Raw genomic sequence first — 24,254 nt, 5'->3', positions numbered from 1 at the left:
GAGTGCGGGGCGGTGGTGACGACAGCGTCATCACCGCCCCGGCTCAGGCAGGTCGATCGACGCGAGCTTTGCCGGGTCTGTCACCACTGCGATGCCGACGATCCGGCCGTCGATCACGGTGAAAGCCACGACCGACAGCGGGGTGCCGTCCGCGCGCCACGCGACGATCCCGGGAAGGCCGTTGACGAGCACAGCCTGCCCGTGCACCCCGGAGGCGGACAGCCGGGCACCAGCGGCGACCTTGGTGGCGCCGAGGACGACGACCACACCATCGCCGGTGTCGACGGTCAGCTTCACCTCGGGATCGAGCACGCGCAGCAACCCCTCGAAGTCGCCGTGGCGAGCTGCCGCCAGGAATGCCTCGACCACCTTCCGCTGCTCGCGGCCTGCGACTGTTGACCCTCCAGTCGCCTGCACCTTGCCGCGGGCGCGGCTGGCGAGCATCTTGGTGGCGGCGGTGGACTTCCCAAGGATCCGGCCGATTTCCTCGAACGGCACTGCGAACAGGTCGTGCAGCACGAACGCCAGCCGCTCGTTCGGTCTGAGCGACTCGAGGACGACCAGCAGCGCGAGCCCGATCGAGTCGGTGAGCGCCACGTCGTCCTCGGGCACTGGGCCGTCGTCGGCCGTCACGACGAGCTCGTCGTAGAACGCCTGGGGGTGGGCCTGACGTGATCGTAAGACGTCCAAGCTGATCCGGCCGACCACCGTGGTCAGCCAGCCGGTGAGGTTGTGGATGGTCGCCGTGTCCTGGCGGGAGAGCCGCAGCCACGCCTCCTGGACCACGTCCTCGGCGTCGGCGTGCGACCCGAGCACGCGGTACGCGACCGCGCGCAGCCGGTCGCGCTGGGCCTCGAACGCCTCGGCGGGGCTGGTGTCGGACATGTTGTTACCTTCCTCGGATCTGCTTCGTCATGGGTGATGACGAGCCCGGAAGGGCATAGGTAACCGATGAGGGAGCAACACAGGTGGAACCACGCTTGAAGGACTCGGTGAGTCCTGACTTGATGACCGCGATCCAGCTGCTCAACAAAGTGATCCAGGCCGGTGGTGCCGACCAGCGCGTGCTTGAGCTGGTCCATCTGCGGGCCAGCCAGATCAACGGCTGCGGCCCGTGTGTGTTCGGCGGGGTCCACTCGGCTAAGAAGCACGGTGAGACCGACGAGCGGCTGCACAACGTGGTCACGTGGCGCGAGACGCCTTTCTTCACCGAGCCGGAACGGGCAGCGCTCGCGTTGGCCGAGGCCGCCACCCGGATCCAGGACGGCGCGCCGGGCGTGACCGACGAGATCTGGGAGGCGGCAGCCGCCCACTTCGACGAGAAGCAGCTGTCCGCGATCGTCCTGCACATCGCGATGACCAACCTCTTCAACCGGGTCAACCATGCGGTCCGGCAGCAGGCCGGCGCGACTTGGTGACAGCCAAAGCGGGCGACAGCCGTCGGATGTACTGGGTATAACAGCCCGGTGAATGTGGTCCGAACGGTCCTGGGGGACATCCCGCCGGAGGAACTGGGCATTTGTGACGCCCACGACCACCTGTTCCTGCGGACGCCCGCGTTGCCAGGCCAGGAACTCGACGACGCGGCCGCCGCGTTGGTCGAGGTCCAGCGGTACGCCGCGCTCGGTGGCCAGTCGATCGTGCAGTGGACGCCGCACGGCATGGGACGGCAGTGGGATCGGCTGGTGGAGATCTCCCGCGCGACCGGCGTGCACATCGTCGCGGCCACCGGGCTGCACCAAGCGAGGCACTACGCGTCACTCGAGGACATCTGGGACCGGCTGGCCGACGTGTTCATCGCGGAACTGTCCTGGGCGGGAATGATCAAGGTCGCCGGGGATTTCCACGGCCTCGGCGACCACGCCCGGCACACGATGGCCGCGGCGGCGCAGGCGCACCGGGCGACGGGAGCGCCGATCGGTGTGCACCTGGAAGGCGGCACGGGTGGGCACGAGGTGCTGGATCTGTTGTGCGGGAGGTTGGAGGTCCCGGTCGACCGGGTGATCCTCGGCCACCTGAACAGGACGCCGGACATGCGGATGCACCGGGACCTCGCGCGTTCCGGTGCGTTCCTGGCGTTCGACGGGCCGTCGGAGGCCAACCACGCCACGGACTGGCGGCTGTTCGACTGCCTTGCCGCGCTGATCGAAGCAGGCCACGCCGAACAGCTGCTGCTCGGCGGGGACACGACCACGGCGGCGGCCCGGTCACGGCCGGGAATGTCGTACCTGATCCGCGAGCTGCAGCCGCGCCTGGAGCGGGAATTCGGCTTGGCGGCGCAGATCTTCATCGGCAACCCGGCGATGGCGTTCGCCGCGGACTGGCTAATCAGCGCGAAGTGAGTGCCAGATCCGCTCGGGCAGCACCTTGATCGCCTGCTCGATGTCCAGCCCCGGCATCCCGGACAGCCAGCGCCGCGCGGTCTCCGCGACCGGGCCGATCAACAGGATCTCCACCAGCGGCCCGGCAATCGCCACCAGCCTGCCCGCGGCCACGTGCGGGCGCAGCCATTCCGCGATCACCTTGAGCTTCGGCGCTTTGGCCGCCGTGACCCGGTCGGCGTGGGCGGCCAGGTAGCCGGCGTACGCCGACGCGTGGATGAACCGGGCCGCAGCCGGGTTGTCCCGCGTGAACTCCAGGTACGCCACGACGATCGCCTGGATGCCGGTGCGCGCGGCCCGGACGTTGTCCAACGCGGCGATCAACGAGTCCAGCAGTTCGTCCATGCAGCGGCTGTACAGCGCGGCAGCCAGACCGTCGAAGTTGCCGAAGTGGTGGTACAGGCTGCCGAGGCTGACGCCGCTCGCGGCCGTGACGGCGTGCACCGTGAAGCCGTCGTGTCCGGACGAGTCGAACACATCCAAGGCCGCAGTCAGCAATCGGGAGACTGTGGCCTCGCCGCGTAGCTGCTTAGGAGACACCGGCCAACTCTATGGCTTGCGCCCATACGCGGCGCGCGAGCGCACGATCCGTAGCGACGGGCGCGAGTGGGGTCTCGGTGAAACGGTCGAAGTAGCGCCCGGTTCCTTCGGCCAGTGCCAGCTTGACGACCGGCTCGGCACCGACCGCGGGCAGCGGCCATGACCGCTTGACGAACTTCATGATCAGGCCCGTCAGGCCGGTGGTGTCCCCGAGGCCCGTCTTGATCACGCCGGGGTGCACCGCGTCGATCGTCAGCCCGCGCTCGGCGAACAACGGCACCATCATCAGGTTGGCCAGTTTGGTCGTGCAGTACGTGCGCATCCGGTGGAAGTCCTCGCCGGTCGGCGTGCGGGCCGGGTCGAACCGGCCCTTGATGTACAGCCCGGCGCTGACCTGGACCACGCGCCTGGCCTCCACCAGGTGGTTGAGCAGGAACGGCGCGAGGTGGTTGACCGCGAACGCCTGCTCGAACCCGTCCGGTGTGCGTGCCAGTCTCGTCGGCCAGATGCCCGCGTTGTGCACGAGCACGTCGATGCGTCCCAGCCGCTGCAGTTCTTCCGCGACCGCACGCACGTCCGCCAGCACCGACAGGTCGCCGACGACGAGTTCTGCCTGGTCACCCAGTGCCGCCACGGCTTGCTCACCGCGGCCGCGGTCTCGCGTGACGAGCACGACCTTGTGGTCCTGCCGGACAAGTTCTTCGGCGACCGCGAACCCGATCCCGCGGCCACCGGTCACCACTGCCGTCATCCCCATGCCGGGACTATAACTTTATTCTAGAAAAACGTTCTAGTTTCTCGGTGAGTTCGTGCGCCCTTGGGTCGGCGAGGTCGGTCATGACGGCCACCGCCGCTTCCCAGATGCCACGCGCGATGCCGGGGTGCCCGGCCTGGTCAAGGGTGCTTCCCAGGTCGATCAGCACTCTCGCCATGTGCCGTGTGTTGCCCGTGCTCCGGAACAGGCCGACGGCGTTCCGGTACGCCCGGATGGCCAGCGAGTACTCCCTCAGACCGGTGTACGCGGCGCCCATGTGGGTGAGCACCCACGCCTCGTGGTCGGCGTTCCCGGAGTCGTAGTTGAGGACCACGGCTTTCTGGTAGCACTCGACCGCGTTCCAGTACTCGCCCTTGTTGGCATACGCGATACCGAGATTGTCCAGGTTGCGGCTGATCCCGCGGTTGTCGCCGAGCTGTTCGAAGAGCTCCATCGCCTGGCGTGTGTAGCGCATCGCTTCGTCGGTCTCGTCGAGTTCGACGTGCGCCAGGCCGATGTTGCCGGTGGTCATGGCCGTGCCGCGAAGGTCCGGCAAAGACTGGAACTTGCTTCGTGAAGCCCGGAAGCGTGCGATGGCGGCGCGCTGTTCGCCCATGTCGAGCAGTACGCACCCGAGTGAGTTGAGGGTGTAGCCCTCACCGACGGTCTCCCCGGCGGTCTTGGCTGCCTTGTACGCGGCCTGGTAGAACTCCACGCCGTCATGCCATGGGATGGCGTAGTCGAAGAAGGTCGTCATGGTCATCGCGATGCGCCACGCGTACCCGGGAAAGCCGTGTGCGGCTGCCCATGCCGTGACCGAACGCAGGCTGTCGTATTCCTGACCGAACCACGCCCTGGCCTCTCGAGCGGACGTGAAGTCCTTGGGGGCCACGGTCGGCGCCGGTATGCCCTTCAGGAACTCCCTGTGCCGTCCTGGATCCACGAAACGATCCGCGTTGATGGCGGTGTGCAGGTACCAGTCCAGTACCCGGTTGGCCGCGGCGTGCCGTTCTTCCGGGGTGTCCTGCTCTGCTGTCTCGGCCGCGTAGAGCCGGACCAGGTCGTGTAGTTCGTAGCGGCCGGGTTGGCGTTCCTCCGCCAGATGCGCGGCGACGAGCTGGTCGAGCGCGGTCTGCGCCTGCGGCATGCCCGCGAGCGCGATGGCTGCGGGCAAGCCGATGTCGTTGCCCGGGTACATCCCGAGTTTGCGGAACATCGCGGCGGCTTGCTGGCTCAAGGCGTGATACGACCAGGTCAGCGCGGCCCGCAGACTCGTGTACGGGTTGTTGTCGCGGGTGTCGAGGTTGTCCAGCCGGGCTTGTTCGTCCTCCAGCGCGGTGACGACCTCGCGCAGCGATCCGGCGCGCAGGGCTCGTTCGGCCACGATCGCGATGGCCAGCGGCAGGTGGTCGCACAGTTCGACGAGCTTGCCCGCGTAGGCGATGTCCTTGGTGATCCGGTGGTGGCCGATGGCCGACGCGAGCAGTTCCAGCGACTGCTCGCAGTGCAGGCGGTGCAGTGTCAGCCGGTACGCGCCGTCCCGAATGGACAGTGCGCGGAGCTGGTTGCGGCTGGTGACGATGACCAGCGCTGTCGTGCTGGGCAACAGCGGCCGCACCTGTTCGGCGTCACGGGCGTTGTCCAGGAACAGCAGGGTTCTTCGGCCGGACAACGTGCTGCGCAGCAGCGCGGACCGTTCGTCCAAACCGGACGGAATGACCTCGTTGGAGACGCCGAGCGAACGCAACAGTGTCTCGACCGCTGCCGCGGGTGTGACTGGGCCGTCGGGTGCGTATCCGCGCAGGTTCAAGTACAGCTGGACATCCGGGTACATGTGCACGATGCGGTGTGCCCAGCGGATCGCGAGGGTGGTCTTGCCGACGCCCGGCGCGCCGTCGATGGAGATGATCGCCAGGCCGTCGTTGCCCCGGTTGACCCACAACTGGTCCAGCGAGTCGAGTTCGTCGGTCCGGCCGGTGAAGCGCGCGATGTCGTGGGGTAGTTGCCGTGGTGATGTGGTCGCGGGCCGTTCGTCGGTCTCCAGCAGGATCGTGCGCTGCAGGTCGTCCAGCTGTGGGCTCGGTTCGATCCCCAGCTCCTCCCGCAGGATGTCCCGGACCTGCCGGTACGAGGTGAGTGCTTCGGCGCGCCTGCCCGCCCGGTGCAACGCGGTGATCAGCTGCAGCCACAGCGATTCGCGCGCCGGGTACTGGCTGGTGAGTTCGTACAGCTCGGGGATCAGCTGTTCGGAGGCGCCCGCGGCCAGCTGCAGGTCGATCCGGCGGCCGGTCGCGGCGAACCACTCCTCGGTCAGCCGGGGGATCACGTCGCGGTCCAGCCAGGTCGAGTACATGTCCTCGAACGGCGTGCCGCGCCAGAGTTCGAGCGCGGCGGTGAGCAGGACGAGTTCCTCGGTCGGCGTTTTCGCCGCACGCGCCTGGTCGAGCAGATCGCGGAACCGGTGCACGTCGATGGCGTGGTCCGGGATCGTCAGCTGATATGTTCCGCCCGCGCCGGTCTGAATGAGCTCTGAACCAAGCAGTTTACGAAGCCGCCGGACATATGTGTGCAACGAGCCGCGGATACTCGCGGGACCGTGTTCAGGCCAAAGTTGTTCGGCCAGCCGGTCGACCCGTACCGGCTTGTTCGCCGACAACAGCAGAGATGTGAACAGCACACGGAGTTGACCTGCCGGGATGTCGACCTGTCTGCCATTGACACAAACTTGCCACGCGCCCAGAACTCTGACGTCATGACCCATGGCACCCCCCTTTGAGTGTCGCGAAAGAGCATACCGACAAAAGGGATTGGCCTGCCGCGCCATTCTGACGTGCTCAAACTGATATACAGGCGCTGAGCAAAAGGAGTAGCGATTGCCTTGATCTGAACGAAGGTCAATTGCTCTGCGGTGCTACCGGCGTATCGGCGAATCGAATCGAGCGGCTGGCTGTTGATCACGGCAGCGTACCGTGACGCCGTTACCGAACAACATGAAGGACCTTCTTGTTTGCTCCTGCCCGCAGGCGGGTGGTAAAGATAGTGAACCGGTAAGAATTTTGAACCGACGCAGGAGTGCAAGTGCCTGACGTAGTCGTTCCAGCAAGCGCGCGACCCGGTGAGTTCGAGCAGATGCACCGCGCAGCGCGAGCATGTGCCGAACTGGCGAAGAGCCTGGCCACCGACATCGAGGACGCGCGCGCCTTGCCGCCCGCCCTCGTCGAGCAGCTGGCCAAGGCCCAACTGCTGCGTTCCGGTGTACCAGCCAGCCTCGGCGGCCCCGAGGCGCCGCCCGCGGTCAGTCTGGAGACCGCCGAGGCGATCGCTCGCGGCGACGCGTCCGCGGGCTGGTGCGTCTCGATCGCGGTCACCAGCAGCCTGCTGTCCGCCTACCTGCCCCGGCAAGGCGCCGAGGAGATCTTCACCGACCCGGCCACGGTCGCCGCGGGCGTGTGGGCGCCGCGCGGCAAGGGCACGCCGGTCGACGGCGGAATTGTCCTTTCCGGACAGTGGCCGTTCTGCAGCGGAATCCCGCACGCCGACTGGCTGTTCGCCGGGTTCGTGCTGGGCGACCAGCTGAAAGTGGCCGCGATCGGCAAGGCCGACCTGACCGTGCTGGACACGTGGAACACCAACGGTCTGCGCGGTACCGGCAGCCACGACTGCGTGGCCAAGGACGTCTTCGTGCCGGATCACCGGGTCTTCTCGGTGGTCGAGGGCCCGCCGCCGGATGCCACGGCGCTGCACCGCTTCCCGCTCTTCGGTTACTTCGCTCTGTCGATCGCGGCCGCCGCGCTGGGCAACGCGCGTGGCGCGATCGACGACCTGCTCGACCTCGCGACGAAGAAGAAATCGCTCGGTTCGACACGAACTCTCGCCGAGCGCTCGCAGACGCAGGCCACGGTCGCCGCGTCGGAGGCCGCACTGCGCGCCGCCCGGGTGCTGATGTACCAGTCCATTGAGGACGCATGGCAGGCCGCGCAACTGCAGGAGCCAGTACCGGAATCGTTGCGGGTCGGCCTGCGCCTTGCCGCGACCCATGTCGTGCGCACAGCCGCCGAAGTCACCACCGCGATGTACGAACTGGGCGGCGGCGCCTCGATCTACAAGTCCTCGCCACTCGAGCGCCGGTTCCGCGACGCGCACACCGCGACCGCGCACTTCCAGGTCAACCAGGCCAGCTACGAACTGCCCGGCAAACTGCTGCTCGGCCAACCGGCGAGAGTGGAGCAGTTGTGAGCGAGATCGGCGCGGTGATCCCGTTCTGGCTGTACCGGCCGGACCTCGAGGCACTCGAAGTGGCGCAGGAGGCCGATCGGCTCGGGTACCGGACGCTGTGGATCGGCGAGATGGTGACGTTCGACGCCTTCGCGTTGGCGACCGCGATCGGCATGCGGACCCGGCAGATCGGTCTGCGCATCGGCCCGCTGGCGATCGGAGTGCGCAGCCCGGTCAGTATCGCACTGGGGATGTCGTCGGTGGCCAGGCTGATCGGCCGCCCGGTGGACGTGGCGTTGGGCGCGTCCAGCCCGACCATCGTCACCAACTGGCACAACCGCTCGTTCGACAAGTCCGCGGCACGGATGCGCGAGACGGTCAGGGCACTGCGCGGGATCCTCGAGGACGGCCGCTCCGACTTCGCAGGAAAACACGTGCGCACCAAGGGGTTCCGGCTGCGGCACGCGTTGCCGTCCCGGTCGGTCTCGGTCGCCGCGTTCGGTCCGGTCATGACCAAGGTCGCCGCCGAGGAAGCCGACGAGGTCGTGCTGAACATCGTGACCCCGGGCATTGTCGCCAGAGTCCGGGAAGCGGTCGACGCGCACGCGCGGGCGGCGGGCGTCAAACCGCCTCGGTTGGCGGTGTGGGTCTCCGCGGCGATCAATCCGGGCGCAGCGAGCTATCACCAGCTCGCCTCGCAGCTGGTGGTGTACCTCAAACCGCCGGGCTACGGCGAGATGTTCACTGAACTGGGCTACGGCGAGCTGGTCGAACGGGCGCGGGCGGGGGAGTCGTACGCCAAACTCGCCCATGACCTGCCGGCGGAGCTGCTGGCCAGGGTGTGCGCGATCGGTACGGCCGACCAGATCCGTGACCGGATCGCGAAATACCACCGGGCTGGCGCCGATCATGTCGCTATCGTCCCGTGTACCGCGGAAGATCCCGCGGGAAGTTCCGTCCTGACCGCGTTGAAGGAGTACACACTGCATGACCGCTAACGCGCAGTACCGTCTCGCCGCCCGCCCGGTCGGCCTGCCCAAGCCGACCGACTGGCAGTACACCGAGGAACCCGTCGCCGAGCCCGGCGACGGCCAGTTCCTGGTGCAGAACCAGTACTTGTCGCTGGACCCGGCGATGCGTGGCTGGATGAACGCCGGCAAGTCGTACCTGCCGCCGGTGGGGATCGGCGAGGTGATGCGGGCGATGGCGGTCGGTACGGTCGTGTCGTCGAAGCACCATGGCTTCGCCGAGGGTGACGTCGTGCAAGGCGTGTTCGGGGTGCAGAAGTACGCGATCTCCGACGGCACCGGAGTGTCCACTGTCGACACCTCGCTCGCGCCGGCGCCCGTGCACCTTGGCACCCTCGGCAGCTCCGGTTTCACCGCGTACTTCGGCCTGTTGGACATCGGCAAGCCCGAGCCGGGGCAGACGGTGGTGGTGTCCGCCGCGGCCGGTGCGGTCGGCAGCATCGCCGGGCAGATCGCGAAGATCAAAGGCTGTCGGGCGATCGGCATCGCGGGCGGGCCGGAGAAGTGCGAGCTCCTGGTCAGCCAGTTCGGCTTCGACGCGGCGATCGACTACAAAGCCGGTGACCTCCGCGGCCAGTTGAAGCAGCACGCCCCCGACGGTGTCGACGTGTTCTTCGACAACGTCGGCGGCGAGATTCTCGAAGCGGTGCTCGCCCGGCTCGCGCGCGGCGCCCGTGTGATCATCTCTGGTGCGGTCTCGCAGTACAACACCGAAACGGGAGCACGTGGCCCGGCCAACTACATGCAGCTGCTTGTCCGGCGTGCCTCGATGACGGGTTTCGTCGTCTTCGACTACGCCGCCCGGTATCCCGAAGCGACCGCGGATCTCGCGGCGTGGCTGCGGGACGGCCGGATCACCTCCCGGGAGACCATTGTGGACGGCGGGATCACCGCGTTCCCGGAGACGCTTCTCGGGCTTTTCGCCGGCAAGAACACGGGCAAGCTGATCCTGGCGGTGTGACGTGGCCTATTCCCCGGAAGACCTCAAGCACCGGTTCGAGTCCGACACCGTCGGCCGGGCACTGGCGCTGGTCGGCGAGCGGTGGAGCCTGCTGATCCTGCGAGAGTGCCTGTTCGGGGTCCGCCGGTACGGCGAGTTCGCCCGTAACCTGTCGATACCACGGCCGACGCTGTCGGCACGGTTGAAGACCCTGGTCGAAGCCGGGCTGCTGGATCGGGTTCCCTACGAGCCCGACCGGCACGAGTACCGGCTGACCCAGATGGGCCGGGAGTTGTTCCCCGCGATCGTGACGCTGATGCAGTGGGGCGACAGGTACCTCGCCGACCCGGACGGGCCGCCGATTCTGTTCCGGCACAAGGGATGCGGACAGATCTCGGAATCGTACGTGGCGTGTCGCAACTGCGGCGGGGACATCGACTATCACACCGTCACGCCGGAGCCAGGTCCGTCGTTCGGCAACGGCTAGACCGTGATGGCGATTTTGCCCTTGGCCTTGCCTGCCTGGGCGTAGGCGACAGCTTGGGGGACCTCGCTGAGCGGGTGGACCCGGTCGATGGCCGGGACGATCTTCCCGGCTTCGGCGAGGTCCCTGAGCACCTCGAGGTCCTTCTTGTTGGCCAGTGAGATCACACCGCGCACCCGGTGCGAGGTGAACAGCGACAGCAGCGGAGCCTTGAGCATCCACTGGGTGCCGCCGAGGATCTTCCCGCCGTTCTCACCGCCGACGATGACCAGCGTTCCCCGTGCCGACAAGGCTTTGCGGACGTGGTTGAGCGGCCGGTTGCCCGCGATGTCGAGGATGAGGTCGAATTCGTCGCGGGTGAAGTCGTCCTTGGTGTAGTCGAGGACCTCGTCGGCGCCGAGGCTGCGCACGAAGTCCATTTTGGACGTGCTGCACAGGCCGGTGACGTCCGCGCCGAACATCTTGGCGAGCTGCACGGCGTACGACCCGACCCCGCCGCCCGCGCCGATCACCAGAACCCGTTGGCCCGGCTGGACTTCGCCTTTGTCGCGCAACGCGTTCAGCGCGGTGGTGGCCGAGACCGGGATGGCGGCTGCTTGCTCGTACGTGAGGTTCTCCGGTTTGCGGGTCAGCTTGGCTGGCTTGGTCGTCACGTACTCGGCGAACGCGGCCCAGCAGGTGCCGAACACCTCGTCCCCCGGCTTGAACTCGGTCACGTCGGCGCCGACCGCCTCGACGACCCCGGCCACGTCCGTGCCCCGGATCGGATTTCTGGGCCTGCGTAAGCCAAGGGCCGGCCTGATCATGTACGGCAGGCCAGTCATCAGGTGCCACACGCCTGCGTCGATGGCCGAGGCGCGGACCTGGATGAGCACCTCGCCCGGCTTGGGCGTCGGCATGCCGACGTCCCGGAACTGCATGACTTCGCTGGTGCCGTACGTGTCCTGGACTATTGCCTTCATTCTTCGTCTCCTGGGTAGTGGAACACTTCGTCAAGGGGTGCTTTGAACACGCGGGCGATCTGGAACGCCATTTCCAGGGAGGGGGAGTAGCGGCCCTGTTCGATGGCGATGATCGTCTGCCGGGTGACGCCGATCCGTTCGGCGAGTTCGGCCTGCGTCATCTCGCCGTTGGCGAACCGCAGCGCCCTGATCTGGTTGGTCACTTTGGTCGGCTTCACTGGAACCCCTGCCGGTAGGCGGCGATCTTCGCGGCGGAGGACAGAACCCCGCTCAGTGCGAAGCCGAGGTAGATGGTGTTGGCGATCCAGAAGTGGTTCGCCTCGGTCATCGCCAGTACCAGCGCGCCGACCCCGCCGATGGCCGTGAACGACTGGCCGATCCGATCACCGAAGTAGCCGATCTCCTGGTCCCGTTGGTCCTTTCTGCGCTCGGCCTGCGGGATCGTCGCGGCCATCACGATCTCGGCCACGATCGACACCGCGATGGCGATCCCGATCGTCCAGATCATCGTTGCCACGTAGGGGGTTTCAACCAGTGGGGCGGCGCCGCTCCGGCTCAGGATGATGATCACGTAGATGGTCGAGCCCACGATCGTGACCACGCCCATGATCCACGCCCGCTTCTCTTCGAATGCCACGCCCACTCCCGCCGATGTAAAACAACTTTGACATGAGCCAATGTAAAGCAGGTCCAACATCATGTCAAAGCTTCTTTACATCGGACGGCGGTCGGGGATCAGCCCTGGTCGGCCGGCGGAGTGATGACGAGCTTGTCCAACATCTCCACAGCGCGGCGGGCGAGTGCGGCATCGCCCCGGGTTGTGATCGCGCGCAGGGAGGCGACCGCGTCGTCCATGTAGGGATCCCGCCAGTCGTAGGCGGAATCGAAGACGCCTGGCACTGGGGTGGTGAGAAGGTCGCCGAGCTGGAAACTCGCAACCAGGGAAAGGTCATCGTGTTGGGCCGCGATGACCATGCGGAGAACGTCCGCGGCGGCGCGGAGGGCTGTCTCGTAGAACCGCGATTGTGGGGTGTGACCGCCGGCATAGAGAGAGGGTTCGAGGGTGGCCGGGACTCGAGCCCGTAAGGTTTCGGCGACCTTCATCGCGGATGGAGCCCATACCGTGGCCGGCAGAACGGAGCCCGTGTAGGTGACGGCCTGGACTGCGTCCCCGGGCGTTGCCGTGCGGGCGTCGTCCACTGTGCGTGCCAGTAGTGTCTCAGGTCGAAGGTCGATGACCGACAGTCCTTCGTGGACATAATGCTTCGGTACATCCTCCGGCTGCAGGCTGGCGAAGTGTTCCAGCAGCAGCCGGTGGGCGAACATGTAGCCGCCGCCGACCCTGAGCATCAGCGTGTGCGCGACGGCGAAGTCGAGGAAGGCGAGCGGACGCGACGGCGTGATGCCACCGTGGACCAGCACTCGGCGAGTGAGCCAGTAGGTGGCAAGTCCGCGGCCACCGAACAGATACGCGGCCGTGCCACCGAAGACGACACCAGTGACTGCGCCATCCGGCCCGTAGAAGACACCCAAGATCGCGGTCACCGGCACACAGACCACTAGGAACGAAGTCCCGCAGAGCCATACCGCGTCTCGTAGGCCGGCGCCGGATGGCCGGTTGCGCAGCGCCTGACGATCGCCGCCCCATGTCTGCACCATGGGTAAAAGCACCCCGAGCACGGCGCCGATGAGAAGGCCGGCCACCCCCTTGTCGATGACCGCGGCGAAGAAAGAACCGTCTCCGGTGATGACGCCGACAACGCCGACGATCGTGCCGACCAAGGCCCCGAACGCACCGCCGGCGAATCCCAAGCCGAGCGCGCCGAAGACACCGAGAAAAGCCCATTCTCCGAGGTACTCCATCAGCAGTGCGCGACGATTGCCGCCGGAGGCGTGCGCTACCTCGCCGCCGTGACCGGTGGACAGGCCGAGACCAAAGCCAATGGTGGCGAGGAGTCCCAGAACGATGCCGGTCCATGTGTCGATGAACAGATGGAGTAGCAGTCCCGCAGAGCCACCGAGAAGCACGGACGCGGGCAGTGCGGTGACTGTGATGACTCGTCTGCGAAGACGCTTCGGCAGCCAGTTCGAGTTGACGGATTCGACGAAGAAGAACAACTCCAGGTTTTTGCCCATCCACCGCGCGCAGTAAGCGAGCCATCGGACGACATCCGATGGTGCGAACCGAGGGCCGTGTGGTTTCCGGCGGACGGCACGTTCGACGTACGCGGCGATGAGCCGGCTTTGCCGCTGCTGGGTCGGCCCTTCGGTAGCGACGTCCTCAGCGGGCAGCCCGTGGTAAGCGCGAACCGCCACATTCAGCAGGAACGGAGTTCGCAGCAGATCCCAGAGCGCGGGTTCTCCTGCCAAGGCTTCGCGCAGCCCGGCCATCGGTTCACCGAACTGGCCGAGATAGTCCTGTACCTGGGTCTGTGTCAGCGGCTGGATGAGCAGCGCGGTGCCCAACGAGAAGCGCAATCCCAGAGCGTTGTAGTCGGCGATGCGGCTGGCCACGACGAGCGGCAGCAGGCGGTGCGTGCGATGGAAAGCCTCGATGGCCTGCGCACACGCGAGCCGCTTGTCGAGCACGACTTCGTCGAGCCCGTCCAGCAGCGGCAATACCCGGTCGTTGGCGATCCAGCTGCGTGCCAGTTCGGGAGACAAGCCGTACAACGGCCCGCACAGCTCCTCGACAAACCACTCCTCCAGGGGTTTGCTGTCCGACGACCAATTCGCGAGCGGGAAAACCACAGGGATCGGCGCGGTCTTGTCGCGGGTGGCGACGTCAAGCAGGTCTTCCAGCAGAGTGAGCAGCATCGTGGTCTTGCCCGCTCCCGGCGCGCCGAGCATGAGCAAGCCCCGATACCGTTCCACGACATCGACCAGCCGAGTTCCCGGCTCGACCGGCCGTGGTCGCTGGTCGGCCGTCTCCAGCATCATGTCCCACGGCCGACGCAAAAACCCTGGCCGCTCTTCCAGTCCGAGCTCGACAAGCGTCTGCTGGTACAACGACTGCGTCAACACGCCGTTGACCCACATCGTGCGGACCTGAGCGAGCATTGCCTTGCGGCTGAACTCCGCGCGATCGTCGGTCACTGCGGGGTGGCCCGCATCGATGCGGCGTAGGTAGATCACCAGCGGTATTCCGCTGAGGACCAGCGCCGCCAGCACCGGCCACGCGATCCAGAGGTACGGTTGCCAGGCGTCTGGCAGCACGCCTGTGGCCACATTGGTCACGATCGCGATCAACGCGGTCAGCACATTGGCGACCACGACTACCCATAGCACCTTGCTACTGGTCGACCGCATGCGTCATCTCCTGGACCACCTTCCGACAGGCGATCTGACTATCGTCGGAATCCGTGCTTTGGTTTCGGCTGCCGCTAGGCTCCGACCATGAGTGCACTCTTCTCCGTCGACGGTAAGACGGTGCTCGTCACGGGCGGTTCCCGGGGTATCGGCGAGATGATCGCGCGAGGCATGGTCGAGGCTGGTGCGCGTGTGCTGGTCTGCGCGCGCAAGCCCGACGCCGCCGCGAAGGTCGCCGAAGACCTGTCGAAAACGGGCGAATGCCATGCGCTGCAGGCGGATCTGACGTCTACAGAGGACATCGGCAGGCTTGTGGCCGCTGTTGGCGAGCACTTCGGCGGGCAGCTCGACGTACTGGTCAACAACGCCGGCGCGACCTGGGGTGCGCCGCTGGAGGAGTTCCCGGCGAAGGGCTGGGAGAAGATCCTCTCCACCAACGTCACCGCGCTGTTCGAGCTGACCACCGCGCTGCTGCCGGCGCTGCGGGCCGGTGCACAGCGGCCCGCCCGTGTGATCAACATCGGTTCGATCGACGGAATCCGTGTGCCGTCGTTCGAGAACTACTCGTATTCGGCGAGCAAGGCCGCTGTCCACATGCTCACCCGCCACCTCGCGAAGCGCCTGGCGAGCGAGGAGATCACAGTCAACGCGATCGCGCCCGGCTTCTTCGTCAGCGAGATGACCAAGTGGTTGCTGGACGCGCCCGGTGGGCTCGGCCAGATCGAATCCACCGTCCCGCTGGGGCGCATCGGCAGGCTGGAGGACATCGCGGGCACGGCGATCTTCCTGTCCTCACCCGCTGGCGCCTACCTGACGGGCGCGGTGATCCCTGTCGACGGCGGGATCACCGGCGCCGCCTGATCCCGGTCACTCGTCCGGCAGCAGCCGCAGCACCGGGTTGACCGGGGCCGTGCCGTCGAACTGCTTGACCAGGCAGGTGTTGGCCATCTCGATGAAGTGGTCGTACGAGCACACGATGTCGTCGGCGTACGGCTCGACCACCGGCGGGAACGTCGGCCCGGCGAACCAGTCACGCATCGCGGCCGGAATCGGGTAGTGGGCGGTCCGATCCTTGTACAGCGCAGCCCGGGCATCAGCCTGGAAGGAGATCTCGCGCAACTCCCGCAACGCCAGCCGGAGCCGGATCCAGCGATAGCGGTCGGTGCGGGTGTAGCCGTCCTGCTCATCGCCGTGCTGCTCGGTGAACCGGCGGCGCAGGGCCTCTCCCGCGGCACGGCCGCGCAGGGCGAGGCGGCCGATCACTTCCGGGGTCATGAACAGGTTCGTGCCGCCTTCGTCCGGTGCCTGCGGGATGGTGGCGATCCGGCCGCGGAAACCAGGCAGTGCCGACTGCGTGGTGTCACGCCAGTCCAGGAAGGTGTTCAGGATCCTGCCGACGAAGGCCAGCGCCGTGTCGCCCATTTCGGTGTAGGGCTCGCGAGGGCTCGAGGCGTCTTGCTCCGGCAGGTCGACCTCGCCGTCCTCGACCTTGCGTTCCACCGACTCCAGGTTCAGGCCGAACGTGGGCCAGCGGGGCAACAGCGAGTCGAAGAAGTGGATGGGGAAGTTGCTGGTGATCCCGCCGTCGGAGAACCAGTGCGGCGTGCGGTCGCGGTACAGGACGACGGGGCAGATCAACCCGGGCAGCGGCAGGCTCATCCGCGCAGCCAGGATGACTGGCATGTCGCAGGGTTGTGGCAGCCACCGCAGACCGACGTTCTCGTGATCGGGGCACGTCACTCCGTCCACTGTGGACGTGGACATCTGGGTGATGACGCGGTCGGGGATCAGGCCGCGCAGGCATTCCGGGCAGAACTGCCAGCGCTCGGCCGCGGGGAACGGCAACTGGTGCGGCCGGCTGGCCGACAGGTCGGTGGTCATCAGCGCCAGGTTGATCACGCGGTCGCCGGGCGGTGGGCAGTACTCGGGATCCGATTCACGCGGCTTGTCCGGGCCACGCCACAGGTCGCCGAACGTCAGCGCGCGCTCGTGATCGATGCCCGCGAGATCGTCGATCCGGTCAGCCAGCCAGGTCGCCAGCGGCGGCACCGGCGCCGACGGGATCCCGCAGACGCGGTCGAGAAAATTCGGCTTGAACTCGGACGCACCGGGGATCAGGCCGAAGCGGTGCTCCTTGTAGCGCGCCAGCAGTGGCCATGAGGCGACGCTGTAGATCACCGCGAACGCGCCGGCCACCGCGAAGGTCAGCACGAGCCAGAACACGATCTGCACCGCGATCGCGACCACCCACCCGGCCGCGTCGACCTCGTACAGCGGGATTCCGGTCAGGCCGAGCACCAGTGGTATCAAGAAGAACAACGTGATCTTGCCGAATCTGGCCGCGGTCACCTTGTACGACCACGCGGCCACGGCCAGAGCCACAGCCGCGAGCGGAACCGCGACTGCCCACAGTGAACCGTTCCAGGTGGACGGTGCGATCAGCCATCGCAGTGAGTACGGACCGACTAGCCACAGCGCGAACAACACGAGCAACGCGATCGTGCCCAACGGTTTGACAGCGAACAACAGCGCGGTGAACACCGCGTTGAATCGCCTGCGGCCAGTGGTGGCGGGGCTTTGCATCAGCGCTGTCACCAGACGATAAGCCTTGTGCAGCGCGGCATTGGGCTGGAACAGCCTCGGCAGGCGCCAGCGGTCGTCGCCTGTGCCGGAGATCAGCCATTTGATCAGGCCGGCCATTCCGGCGAAGCCAGGTTGGACGGCGTCACCGGTGACAGGGTTCGCGGGCTTCCGGTAACGGCCGTACTCCGCTGCCGCGGTCGTCGCGGCGCCGATCGCTCCGGCGGACGCGCCTCCGACGTTGCGGAACATGTAGTGCTCGGCAAGTGCGCAGACCGCCAGTGGATAGATCACCCCGCTGGTCGTACCGCCGCGCATGGTCAGATCACAGGAGCGCTGGACGTACTCGAGATATCCTTCCGGATCCTGTTTGGCCCGATTGTCCGCCGCGGCGGGCGAAAGCCGCATCAAGTCCGTGTCGGCCGCGATGTGATAACGATCCGGTTGCTCGTACCCGGCCACCTCGTCGATCGGGTCCATCTGTCCTCCCCGAGCCGTGCTTCTTTCCTTTATCGGCCGGAGTGGACACTAGGTTATGGGCTGAGGCGGATCCGGTATTTCGGGGCGGGTCGCCGGGCAGGCGGCGACCCGCCCTTTCGATCAGAAGGCGAACGCCTGCAGCTCGGCGATCCGGACGGTCTGGGCGACTGTCGGGTTGCCGGTGGTGCAGTCGCTTGTGGAGCGTGGGTCGTTGTGCTGCGACCCGGCGTATTCCTTCGCGCCCGTGCACTGGTTGGCCAGAACACGAACCATCAGGTGCGTGGCCACGGTCGGATGGATGTTGAACGACCTCGCCGACAGGTCCGGCGCGGTCGGCCGCGGTGCGTCAGCCGGGAACGCGTTGCCCGGGCTGGTGTACACCTTGCGGTAGTTCGCCGGGTCGGCGCAGTCCTTGCCGAACGCCGCGTTGCACGACAGGATCTCGAACTGCCGCAAGGCGGTGAATCGGTTCTGCGGATCGGGGTCCGCGTCCCCGGCGATCTGCGGCCTCAGCTGAGCGCTGACCTGCACACGGGTCACCAGCTGCGGCCGGTCGCCCGCCAGGTCGATCCGTACGCTCTTGCCCGCGACCGGCGATCCGACCGACGCCCAGTTCGACGCCTCGGTGTCGTCGATGAGCTTGTCCGCGTTCACACCGTCACCAGTGGCTGTCGCGCCATTGCTGCGGGACGCCACGTTCGGCAGCAACAGCGGGACGAGCAGCTCGCGTTCGCCCGCGCGGATCGTCCGGCGGACCTTGGAGCTGCCGAATCCTTCTGCCGCCACAGTGAAGTTGTACGTTCCCGGCGTGATCTCCACCGTGTCGGGCAGGGGAGTGGCCGGATCGGTGTCGGCGACCGGAACCGTCCGGGCTTCGTAGTCACCGACGTACAGCCGCGCGGGCTTGTGCGCGGCGAGCTTCACCGTGCCGTTGCGCCCGTGCGGTGAGGCGAAACTCGGCGTCGGGTCGGCGTCGTTGCCGCCGTTGCTCGCCGCGTCACGGCCCAAACCGTGCTGTGCGAAGGCATTCCACAGGATCGGCAAGTCCGCGCCACCGAAGCGGATCTGGTTCGCCGCCAGGGTCGCATCGCGCATGTCCACGTAGCTCACCGCGCCGGACGCGTTGAGCAGCAACGCGTCGAACGCCTGCTGTACCCAGCGCCGGTTGCCGGGGCACTTCTCGACCGGCACCTTGCCGTCGGCGCAGTCCCGCTGCAGCGCGGGTGTGCCGAGGCCGTACTTGTCGATCATCGCCTGCCGGACATCGAAGCTCGTCGAGCTCCAGATCTCGCCGTCGGCGTGCACCTGCAGCCCGACGAGGTCGTACGCGATGTTGCTGTAGTTGAGCTCGCTCTTGCTCATGTCGTAGTTACGGATACCTGTACGCAGATCGCCGGTGGCGTATCCACCGGTGACGTACGGCGTGTCGCCACGCGGCTTGAAGCCGTACTCGTACAGGTATTCCATCGCGAACAGGTCCGAGTGGGACTCGTTCATCGCGCCACCCTGCGCACCCGACCAACCGCTGTTCGGGCCCGCGATCAGACGGCCGCTGATGGCGTGGCCGTACTCGTGCCCGATGACGGACATGTCGTAGTCGCCGTCGACACACGGCGCGTAGAACCCGCCAGGCGTCGGCTGCCACAGGTACATGTTCGTCGTCGGCGGCACGCCGTCAGGCGGAGTCGCCTGGTTGGCGTTGTTACGTGACGGGAAACCAGGAGGCGCGCCACCCGCACGGCCACCGGCCTGCGCGTTGCCACGCTCGGCGTCGCCACCGAGACCGCCGCGGTCACCGTTGCTGGCCTGCATGTTCCAGGTCTCCTCGGTGAAGCCGAGGTGATACGACCAGTCATGCATCCGGTTGTGCGACGCGAACAGGTTGGCCAGTGCGGCGTCGATGTCGTTCTGCTGCGGGCTCGCGAAGACCGACGGGTTGCACTTCTCCTTGTACCACTGGTTGGTCCACGGGTACGTGTACTCGCGCGTCGGGCTCGGCGTGGAGGTACGGGTACCGACCGTGCCACTGGCCAGGTCGTCCCACTTCTCCCAGCCCTTGGCTGAGTTGCCCGCGGTTGTCAACGTCGGAGCGCCCGTCGCCGGGTCGACATCCCACGCGACACCACGATCGGCCGTGCTGACCGCACGTTCACAACCAGGCGCCTGCACCAGGCACCACCGCACCCGGTTGTCCTGTGACGAGTAGTCGGCAGGCGGGTTGGCGGGGAAGACGTCCCACTCGGGGTTGTCGGAGTCGTGGTCGACGATGTTCTCCCGCACGAGCACCTGCCCGGTTCGTGCGTCGACATACGTCGTGAAGCCGGTCGGGTGCTCGTCGTCCTTGCTCATCAGAACGACCTGGTACGCCGCCCGCGCCGGACCTCCGGGCATCGGCACGGCGCCGAGTACGACCCGCGTTGTCCCCAGTGCGTCGCCCGTAAGGCTCGCGTCCGACGTCGCCGCCGCAAGCGCCTGATCGGCCGAGATGGTGGCCGGCTCGGGGCTCGGCCGGTTCGGGCTGAGCGTGGAGCTGAGGTAGACGACGGCGCCGTCCTTGATCCCGAACACCGCCAGCCCGTCGAGCATCGATGGCAGATCGCCGAAACGCTGCCGCAGCATGACGTACGAGCCCTGGCCCATTGGCCGGTTGACCAGTACTTCCATCGTGCCGATGGACTGGTCACCCAGGCCGAACGCGGCCTGGTTGTCCGCGAGGTAGGCCTTCGCGATGGCCACCGGATCGGCCAGCGCGGCCGACCGGCGCTGAACCTCGGGCTTCGGCACCAGCGTCGCGGGCGTGCCGTACTTGTTCCACCGGACCGTGCTGCTGCCCTGAGCTGCGAGTTGTTGCTGTTGGGCGGACGGCTGAGCCGCCCCAGGGCGATTGTCGACGTCACCATGGTCGTGGGTGTCGCCCTGGACATGGGAGTCCGGGTGTTGCTGCGGGGCCGCCACCGCCGTCTCTGTCCACAGCAGACTCGCGGATAACGCCCCGACCGCGGCGAGCACACCGGCCCGCCGAAGAGGTTGTCTTCGCATGCCCACAGCCTTGTATACATTCGCAGGAGGCGATACGTCCGTTAGTCTCTGACTTCTTGCCCGTCGATGACGGAGCCCTTCCGGCAGCGGCAGTAGAGCACCGAGCCGTCCACGAAGTCGACCCGCACCACGTTCGGGAACGGAAACGACCGGCCGAGCCAGACCCGGCTCCAGCCGCGGATCCGGCGAACGTCCGCTTCCCACAAGGCGACCATCAGATCGCCGTGACCCCATGAGTTGTGCGTTCCCAGTACCGCGTCGGTCGCCGTGCCGAGCAGGTGACGCACGATGCCCTTCTTTCGCCGGGCCTGCTTCTGCGCTTCCCGGACGTAGACGAACAAGTGCGCGGCGGTGATCACTGAGACCCGCCGGTCGGTCACCATGAACCCGGCGTCGCCATGGCAGATCGCCATCGCGTCCGCGACCTTGGCCGCGTCCTGCTCGGGATGCGTGGCCTCGGCCCAGTACCCGATCGAATCGTCCTCGACCCAGTCGTGTCCGGTGAAGCGGCCCGCGCTGGTCATCTCCAGTGGATGGTGGGGCAGGTAGTCGCGTTCTACGAGTTCCGGTGCCCCCGGCGCGGGCGGATGCGGTACCTGGATCCGGCCGGCGATCCGGGAGCCCACGTGTCGCATCAGCGTGGCGTTGCCCAGTCGGATCGTCTCATCGGGCTGGCGGTACCAGTCGGGATAGTCGTAGTCGGCAGCCATCTGCTACTCCGGTGCGCCGAGGCTCAGTGCGAGCAGTCGTTCGTAGTGAGCACGGTCGTGGGACCCGCAGATGAACTCGAAACCAGACCCGTCGATCAGTTCCATCTGCAGGAAGTACTTGGTGCTGAAGGTGCCGCTGCTGCCGACGGACAACTTGGCGATCTGCGAGCGGGGGATGTCGAAGAGCGGTTCGAGCGGGCGGACCTGCATCTCGTACTGGATGCCTTTCTTGCCCTTGGAGTCCTCCTCCAAGGGGTCGATCCGCTGGGCGACGTGCAAGCGGTTCGGTGTCAGCATCCACAGTGTGCACCGGGGGCGAAGGCACTTGACGATGTACTCACCAGCCAGCTGGCTGTTGCGGTGGAAATAGGCAACGACATCGTCGGGAACGTCCGGTGCACCGCCTCTCGGTACCTCGTCGTTCCACTTGAACTCGTCGACGATCTTGCCGGGTACCTTGGCCAGCGCGGACGTCACGGCCCTTCTGGCGCCGTCGAGACCTCGATGATCGAGACCGAGTCCCTGCGCGAAGCATGCCCACAGCAACGGTTCTCCGCTGGCCAGCAGCGTGCGCGCGTGCGGTGCCGCGCCCGCGATGTTGGAGGCGAGGTGATCAATGGGCATTACGGGTTTTTGGCCGTTCCGTCATCGGTGGTGAATCCGCGCTGTTGTGCGGCTTTGCGTTCCTCGTCCGTCGACGGGTCCTGAGCGTGGTCGTACGCCTGTCCAGCGCCCCATTCGACCGCCGCACCCGGGACGTTCTCCAACACTCCGCTGAACACCGCTTTGGTCGTGTTGGTCGTGCCGCCGCCTGCGAGATATCCGAGCGTGGTTTTGATCAGTCCCTGCGCGAGGGCTTCGTCACCGTGGGCCTTCGTCTTGACCCACCGGTTCGTTGATACCGTGCGCCGGTCGGTCGCGTTCACGACCTTCTGCTGTGCGTCTTTGACGGCTTGCTCGGCCGCGTCGTACTTCTTCTTGTCGGCTGGGTCGGTCTTGGCAAGCACGTCCTCGGCTTTGTCCAGCGCCTTGCGGGCGTCGTTCATGTTGTCGGTGCTGGAGGCGAGGTTGGTGACCGGGTTGCCTTTGATCTGGCCACCGATCGCGAACGTGCCGCGCTTCTCGCTCATCTTGTCGATCGTCTTCGGCACGTCGTCGGCGTACTTCTTCAAGAACGGCACGTTCTTGAGCACCTTGCCGTTGCGCAGCGCCTTGATGATCTCCTCGAGCTTGTTGATCAGCTGCGCGAGCTTCTTGCGCAGGTCATTGATCTTCTTGGCGAGGCGGCTTCCGGTAATGGTCACTTGACCCGCGGTCATCGCGCTCGCGGCGGCGACGGACGCACCGGCCGTGATCCACGAGGCGGCCAGCGCGGCCAGCCATTCGATGATCAAGCCGAGGACGAGTTCCTGGATGATGTCGATGCAGACCTCGACGAACGTGTCGAAGATGGTCGCGGCCGTCTCCAGGATGCCCTTGAGGTTGCTGATGTCGCCGGACATCGCCCGCGTGCCGTCGCCGAACTCCTTCATCTCGGCGCGGAACTTCTCGGCGGCTTCGCCTTCCCAGATCGCCGCGGTGGCCTGCGACCGCTTGTCCTCGGCGTCACCGACGCCCTTGAGCCAGTCGGCGACGTTCTCCCAGCCCTTGGCCGTGCTGCGCATCTGCTCGGGATCGCCGATCGCGGGCTCGAGGATGTAGTTCACGATCGGGCTGATCACGATCGAGATCAGCCAGCCGAGGCCGTTGTCGACCAACGACTGGCCGGGGCTCGCCACCGCCTTGAGCTGCTCCATCCGCGCGTTGAACGCCGCGAACGCCGCCTCAGGCGGACTGCCGGGATCTTTCAACTGCGCTGTGACGTCCTGCTTCGCCTTGGACCACGAGCTTCCGTAGGCACCGACCTGGTCCCAGTAGCCCTTGCGGGTGCTGTCGCCCGCGCTGTTGAGGTCCCCGAGGTCGCCGACGCCGTTACCCACATCGGCCAGGCCTGCCTTGTTGTTCGCCTCGGTCGCGCCGTACGCCTCGGCGGTCTGGGTGACGCTGTCGGAGATCTGTTGCAGATACGTGCCCGCCTGCTTGGCCATTGTCTGGCATTCCATCAAGGACTCGAAGTACTTGTCCTTGAAGTAGAAGAACAGCGGGCCGAAACAGTCGTCGCTCACCCGCGCCTGTTCCAGCAGTTTCTCCAGGCCGGCGAAGTTCTCTGATTGTTTGATCGATCCCTGGCCGTGTGCCAGCAGTTGAGCGCCGTCCACGCCGAACCCGGTCATCGCTTCACCCCGGAAAAGCCTTCGTCGCCGAAGTAGTCGTCTTCCCCGCTGGACCTGCGCGGTTCACGAGCGGTCGGCGCACCGGGGATCGGCAGGCTGGAGGCGGGCGGTGGTTCGGCGGGACCGATCGGTTCGGTGGCCGGTGACTGGGCTCGGAACGCGTTCTGGAACTGGTCGTACATCTCGTCACCCAGTACGGGCCGGACCGCGTCTTCCATCGCCGTGGCGGCCTGCTGCGTCGCCTGCCGGATCGTGCTCAGGATTTCCTGCGTGAGCTGAGTGTGCGTGCGGGTCATCGCCGCGGGCGACAACTGCAGCCCGAGAATCGCTCCCGAAGGGGCGACGGTGACGGTCACCGAGCCGTCGGAATTGCGGGCACTGCCTTTCAGCTCCGCCATTTTTTCCTTGAGCTGCGCAGCCCTGGCCGCTTGCGCCTCGAACTGGCGCATCTTCTCCTGGAACGCGGCATCGTCGATCGCCACGAATCCCCCCTTCACCCTGTTGCCGGGGATCGTAGCCAAAACAGTGGCCCGCCCGGGTCGAAACGCGGGCGGGCCAT

Annotated in this window: 21 protein-coding genes; 7 read left to right on the top strand and 14 right to left on the bottom strand. The window is 66.7% G+C overall.

Annotated features, from left to right (window positions below):
* Positions 1-30: 30 nt before the first annotated feature.
* Positions 31-885, bottom strand: coding sequence for a sigma-70 family RNA polymerase sigma factor (locus B9C43_RS08465; protein WP_084425346.1), 855 nt, complete (start codon positions 883-885; stop codon positions 31-33).
* 83 nt (positions 886-968) lie between these two features.
* Here B9C43_RS08465 and B9C43_RS08460 point away from each other — a divergent pair, with 83 nt between their 5' ends.
* Positions 969-1,418: a carboxymuconolactone decarboxylase family protein gene (locus B9C43_RS08460; protein WP_084425345.1), complete on the top strand. Its 450-nt coding sequence runs from the start codon at positions 969-971 to the stop codon at positions 1,416-1,418.
* Positions 1,419-1,466: 48 nt separating this feature from the next.
* On the top strand, positions 1,467-2,342 hold the full coding sequence (locus tag B9C43_RS08455) for a phosphotriesterase family protein (RefSeq protein WP_084425344.1): 876 nt from the start codon (positions 1,467-1,469) through the stop codon (positions 2,340-2,342).
* Here the strand turns inward: B9C43_RS08455 and B9C43_RS08450 are convergent.
* The 3 genes from B9C43_RS08450 to B9C43_RS08440 are packed head-to-tail and all read right to left on the bottom strand — an operon-like array spanning position 2,325 to position 6,352.
* Positions 2,325-2,921 carry a TetR/AcrR family transcriptional regulator gene (locus tag B9C43_RS08450; protein WP_084425343.1) on the bottom strand — a complete coding sequence of 199 codons (597 nt, stop codon included), beginning with the start codon at positions 2,919-2,921 and terminating at the stop codon, positions 2,325-2,327. The genes B9C43_RS08455 and B9C43_RS08450 overlap by 18 nt on opposite strands.
* On the bottom strand, positions 2,911-3,678 hold the full coding sequence (locus B9C43_RS08445) for an SDR family NAD(P)-dependent oxidoreductase (RefSeq protein ID WP_084425342.1): 768 nt from the start codon (positions 3,676-3,678) through the stop codon (positions 2,911-2,913). The genes B9C43_RS08450 and B9C43_RS08445 overlap by 11 nt, the downstream gene beginning before the upstream one ends.
* A 7-nt stretch (positions 3,679-3,685) precedes the next feature.
* Positions 3,686-6,352 (bottom strand): AfsR/SARP family transcriptional regulator, encoded by a 2,667-nt coding sequence (locus tag B9C43_RS08440; protein WP_160096408.1) that lies wholly within the window; start codon positions 6,350-6,352, stop codon positions 3,686-3,688.
* Positions 6,353-6,753: 401 nt separating this feature from the next.
* On the opposite strand from B9C43_RS08440, the gene B9C43_RS08435 reads away from it, so the two are divergent.
* Genes B9C43_RS08435 through B9C43_RS08420 form a run of 4 tightly spaced genes read left to right on the top strand, consistent with a single transcriptional unit; the run spans position 6,754 to position 10,345 of the window.
* The gene (locus B9C43_RS08435) at positions 6,754-7,911 is read left to right on the top strand and encodes an acyl-CoA dehydrogenase family protein (RefSeq protein ID WP_235038498.1); all 1,158 of its coding nucleotides are present in this window, start codon (positions 6,754-6,756) and stop codon (positions 7,909-7,911) included.
* On the top strand, positions 7,908-8,888 hold the full coding sequence (locus tag B9C43_RS08430) for an LLM class F420-dependent oxidoreductase (protein ID WP_084425340.1): 981 nt from the start codon (positions 7,908-7,910) through the stop codon (positions 8,886-8,888). The genes B9C43_RS08435 and B9C43_RS08430 overlap by 4 nt, the downstream gene beginning before the upstream one ends.
* Positions 8,878-9,879 carry an NADP-dependent oxidoreductase gene (locus B9C43_RS08425; RefSeq protein ID WP_084425339.1) on the top strand — a complete coding sequence of 334 codons (1,002 nt, stop codon included), beginning with the start codon at positions 8,878-8,880 and terminating at the stop codon, positions 9,877-9,879. The genes B9C43_RS08430 and B9C43_RS08425 overlap by 11 nt, the downstream gene beginning before the upstream one ends.
* A gap of 1 nt (position 9,880) precedes the next feature.
* A complete protein-coding gene (locus tag B9C43_RS08420; RefSeq protein ID WP_033386762.1) occupies positions 9,881-10,345 on the top strand; it encodes a winged helix-turn-helix transcriptional regulator in 465 nt (154 codons plus the stop codon).
* Here the strand turns inward: B9C43_RS08420 and B9C43_RS08415 are convergent.
* The 4 genes from B9C43_RS08415 to B9C43_RS08400 all read right to left on the bottom strand — a co-directional run bounded on the left by B9C43_RS08415 (position 10,342) and on the right by B9C43_RS08400 (position 14,613).
* Positions 10,342-11,304, bottom strand: coding sequence for an NAD(P)-dependent alcohol dehydrogenase (locus tag B9C43_RS08415; RefSeq protein ID WP_084425338.1), 963 nt, complete (start codon positions 11,302-11,304; stop codon positions 10,342-10,344). The two genes, B9C43_RS08420 and B9C43_RS08415, sit on opposite strands and share 4 nt — an antisense overlap.
* Entirely contained in the window at positions 11,301-11,522 is a 222-nt protein-coding gene (locus tag B9C43_RS08410; protein WP_033386758.1) for a helix-turn-helix transcriptional regulator, read from the bottom strand. The genes B9C43_RS08415 and B9C43_RS08410 overlap by 4 nt, the downstream gene beginning before the upstream one ends.
* On the bottom strand, positions 11,519-11,941 hold the full coding sequence (locus B9C43_RS08405) for a hypothetical protein (protein WP_143446183.1): 423 nt from the start codon (positions 11,939-11,941) through the stop codon (positions 11,519-11,521). The genes B9C43_RS08410 and B9C43_RS08405 overlap by 4 nt, the downstream gene beginning before the upstream one ends.
* Positions 11,942-12,039: 98 nt before the next feature.
* Positions 12,040-14,613, bottom strand: a complete 2,574-nt coding sequence (locus B9C43_RS08400) for an NACHT domain-containing protein (RefSeq protein ID WP_084425337.1) — start codon at positions 14,611-14,613, stop codon at positions 12,040-12,042.
* A gap of 87 nt (positions 14,614-14,700) precedes the next feature.
* Here B9C43_RS08400 and B9C43_RS08395 point away from each other — a divergent pair, with 87 nt between their 5' ends.
* Positions 14,701-15,474: an SDR family oxidoreductase gene (locus B9C43_RS08395; RefSeq protein WP_084425336.1), complete on the top strand. Its 774-nt coding sequence runs from the start codon at positions 14,701-14,703 to the stop codon at positions 15,472-15,474.
* Between the two features lie 6 nt (positions 15,475-15,480).
* Here B9C43_RS08395 and B9C43_RS59920 read toward each other — a convergent pair whose 3' ends face one another.
* The 6 genes from B9C43_RS59920 to B9C43_RS08365 form a co-directional block, all read right to left on the bottom strand.
* Positions 15,481-17,673, bottom strand: a complete 2,193-nt coding sequence (locus B9C43_RS59920; protein ID WP_327221958.1) for a patatin-like phospholipase domain-containing protein — start codon at positions 17,671-17,673, stop codon at positions 15,481-15,483.
* A gap of 120 nt (positions 17,674-17,793) precedes the next feature.
* Positions 17,794-20,712: a M36 family metallopeptidase gene (locus B9C43_RS08385; RefSeq protein WP_084425663.1), complete on the bottom strand. Its 2,919-nt coding sequence runs from the start codon at positions 20,710-20,712 to the stop codon at positions 17,794-17,796.
* 41 nt (positions 20,713-20,753) lie between these two features.
* The gene (locus B9C43_RS08380; RefSeq protein WP_084425335.1) at positions 20,754-21,422 is read right to left on the bottom strand and encodes a hypothetical protein; all 669 of its coding nucleotides are present in this window, start codon (positions 21,420-21,422) and stop codon (positions 20,754-20,756) included.
* 3 nt (positions 21,423-21,425) lie between these two features.
* Positions 21,426-22,046 (bottom strand): hypothetical protein, encoded by a 621-nt coding sequence (locus B9C43_RS08375; protein ID WP_084425334.1) that lies wholly within the window; start codon positions 22,044-22,046, stop codon positions 21,426-21,428.
* Positions 22,046-23,695: a WXG100 family type VII secretion target gene (locus tag B9C43_RS08370; protein ID WP_084425333.1), complete on the bottom strand. Its 1,650-nt coding sequence runs from the start codon at positions 23,693-23,695 to the stop codon at positions 22,046-22,048. Before B9C43_RS08370 ends, B9C43_RS08375 begins: the two co-directional genes overlap by 1 nt.
* Positions 23,692-24,177 carry a YbaB/EbfC family nucleoid-associated protein gene (locus B9C43_RS08365; protein ID WP_235038497.1) on the bottom strand — a complete coding sequence of 162 codons (486 nt, stop codon included), beginning with the start codon at positions 24,175-24,177 and terminating at the stop codon, positions 23,692-23,694. Before B9C43_RS08365 ends, B9C43_RS08370 begins: the two co-directional genes overlap by 4 nt.
* Positions 24,178-24,254 lie beyond the last annotated feature (77 nt).

The sequence above is a fragment of the Kibdelosporangium aridum genome (assembly GCF_900176515.1).
In the GTDB taxonomy this organism is placed as follows: Bacteria; Actinomycetota; Actinomycetes; order Mycobacteriales; family Pseudonocardiaceae; genus Kibdelosporangium; species Kibdelosporangium aridum.
Note: the sequence above shows the minus strand (reverse complement) of the source record. Positions and strands in the feature narration are given on the sequence as shown.

What these genes read in the sequence shown, in the direction of transcription:
- B9C43_RS08395 (WP_084425336.1), top strand. Translation starts at nt 14,701, where the DNA reads ATGAGTGCACTCTTCTCCGTCGACGGTAAGACGGTGCTCGTCACGGGC.
- B9C43_RS08425 (WP_084425339.1), top strand. Translation starts at nt 8,878, where the DNA reads ATGACCGCTAACGCGCAGTACCGTCTCGCCGCCCGCCCGGTCGGCCTG.
- B9C43_RS08375 (WP_084425334.1), bottom strand. Translation starts at nt 22,046, where the DNA reads ATGCCCATTGATCACCTCGCCTCCAACATCGCGGGCGCGGCACCGCAC.
- B9C43_RS08400 (WP_084425337.1), bottom strand. Translation starts at nt 14,613, where the DNA reads ATGCGGTCGACCAGTAGCAAGGTGCTATGGGTAGTCGTGGTCGCCAAT.
- B9C43_RS08415 (WP_084425338.1), bottom strand. Translation starts at nt 11,304, where the DNA reads ATGAAGGCAATAGTCCAGGACACGTACGGCACCAGCGAAGTCATGCAG.
- B9C43_RS08385 (WP_084425663.1), bottom strand. Translation starts at nt 20,712, where the DNA reads ATGCGAAGACAACCTCTTCGGCGGGCCGGTGTGCTCGCCGCGGTCGGG.
- B9C43_RS08380 (WP_084425335.1), bottom strand. Translation starts at nt 21,422, where the DNA reads ATGGCTGCCGACTACGACTATCCCGACTGGTACCGCCAGCCCGATGAG.
- B9C43_RS59920 (WP_327221958.1), bottom strand. Translation starts at nt 17,673, where the DNA reads ATGGACCCGATCGACGAGGTGGCCGGGTACGAGCAACCGGATCGTTAT.
- B9C43_RS08465 (WP_084425346.1), bottom strand. Translation starts at nt 885, where the DNA reads ATGTCCGACACCAGCCCCGCCGAGGCGTTCGAGGCCCAGCGCGACCGG.
- B9C43_RS08370 (WP_084425333.1), bottom strand. Translation starts at nt 23,695, where the DNA reads ATGACCGGGTTCGGCGTGGACGGCGCTCAACTGCTGGCACACGGCCAG.
- B9C43_RS08445 (WP_084425342.1), bottom strand. Translation starts at nt 3,678, where the DNA reads ATGGGGATGACGGCAGTGGTGACCGGTGGCCGCGGGATCGGGTTCGCG.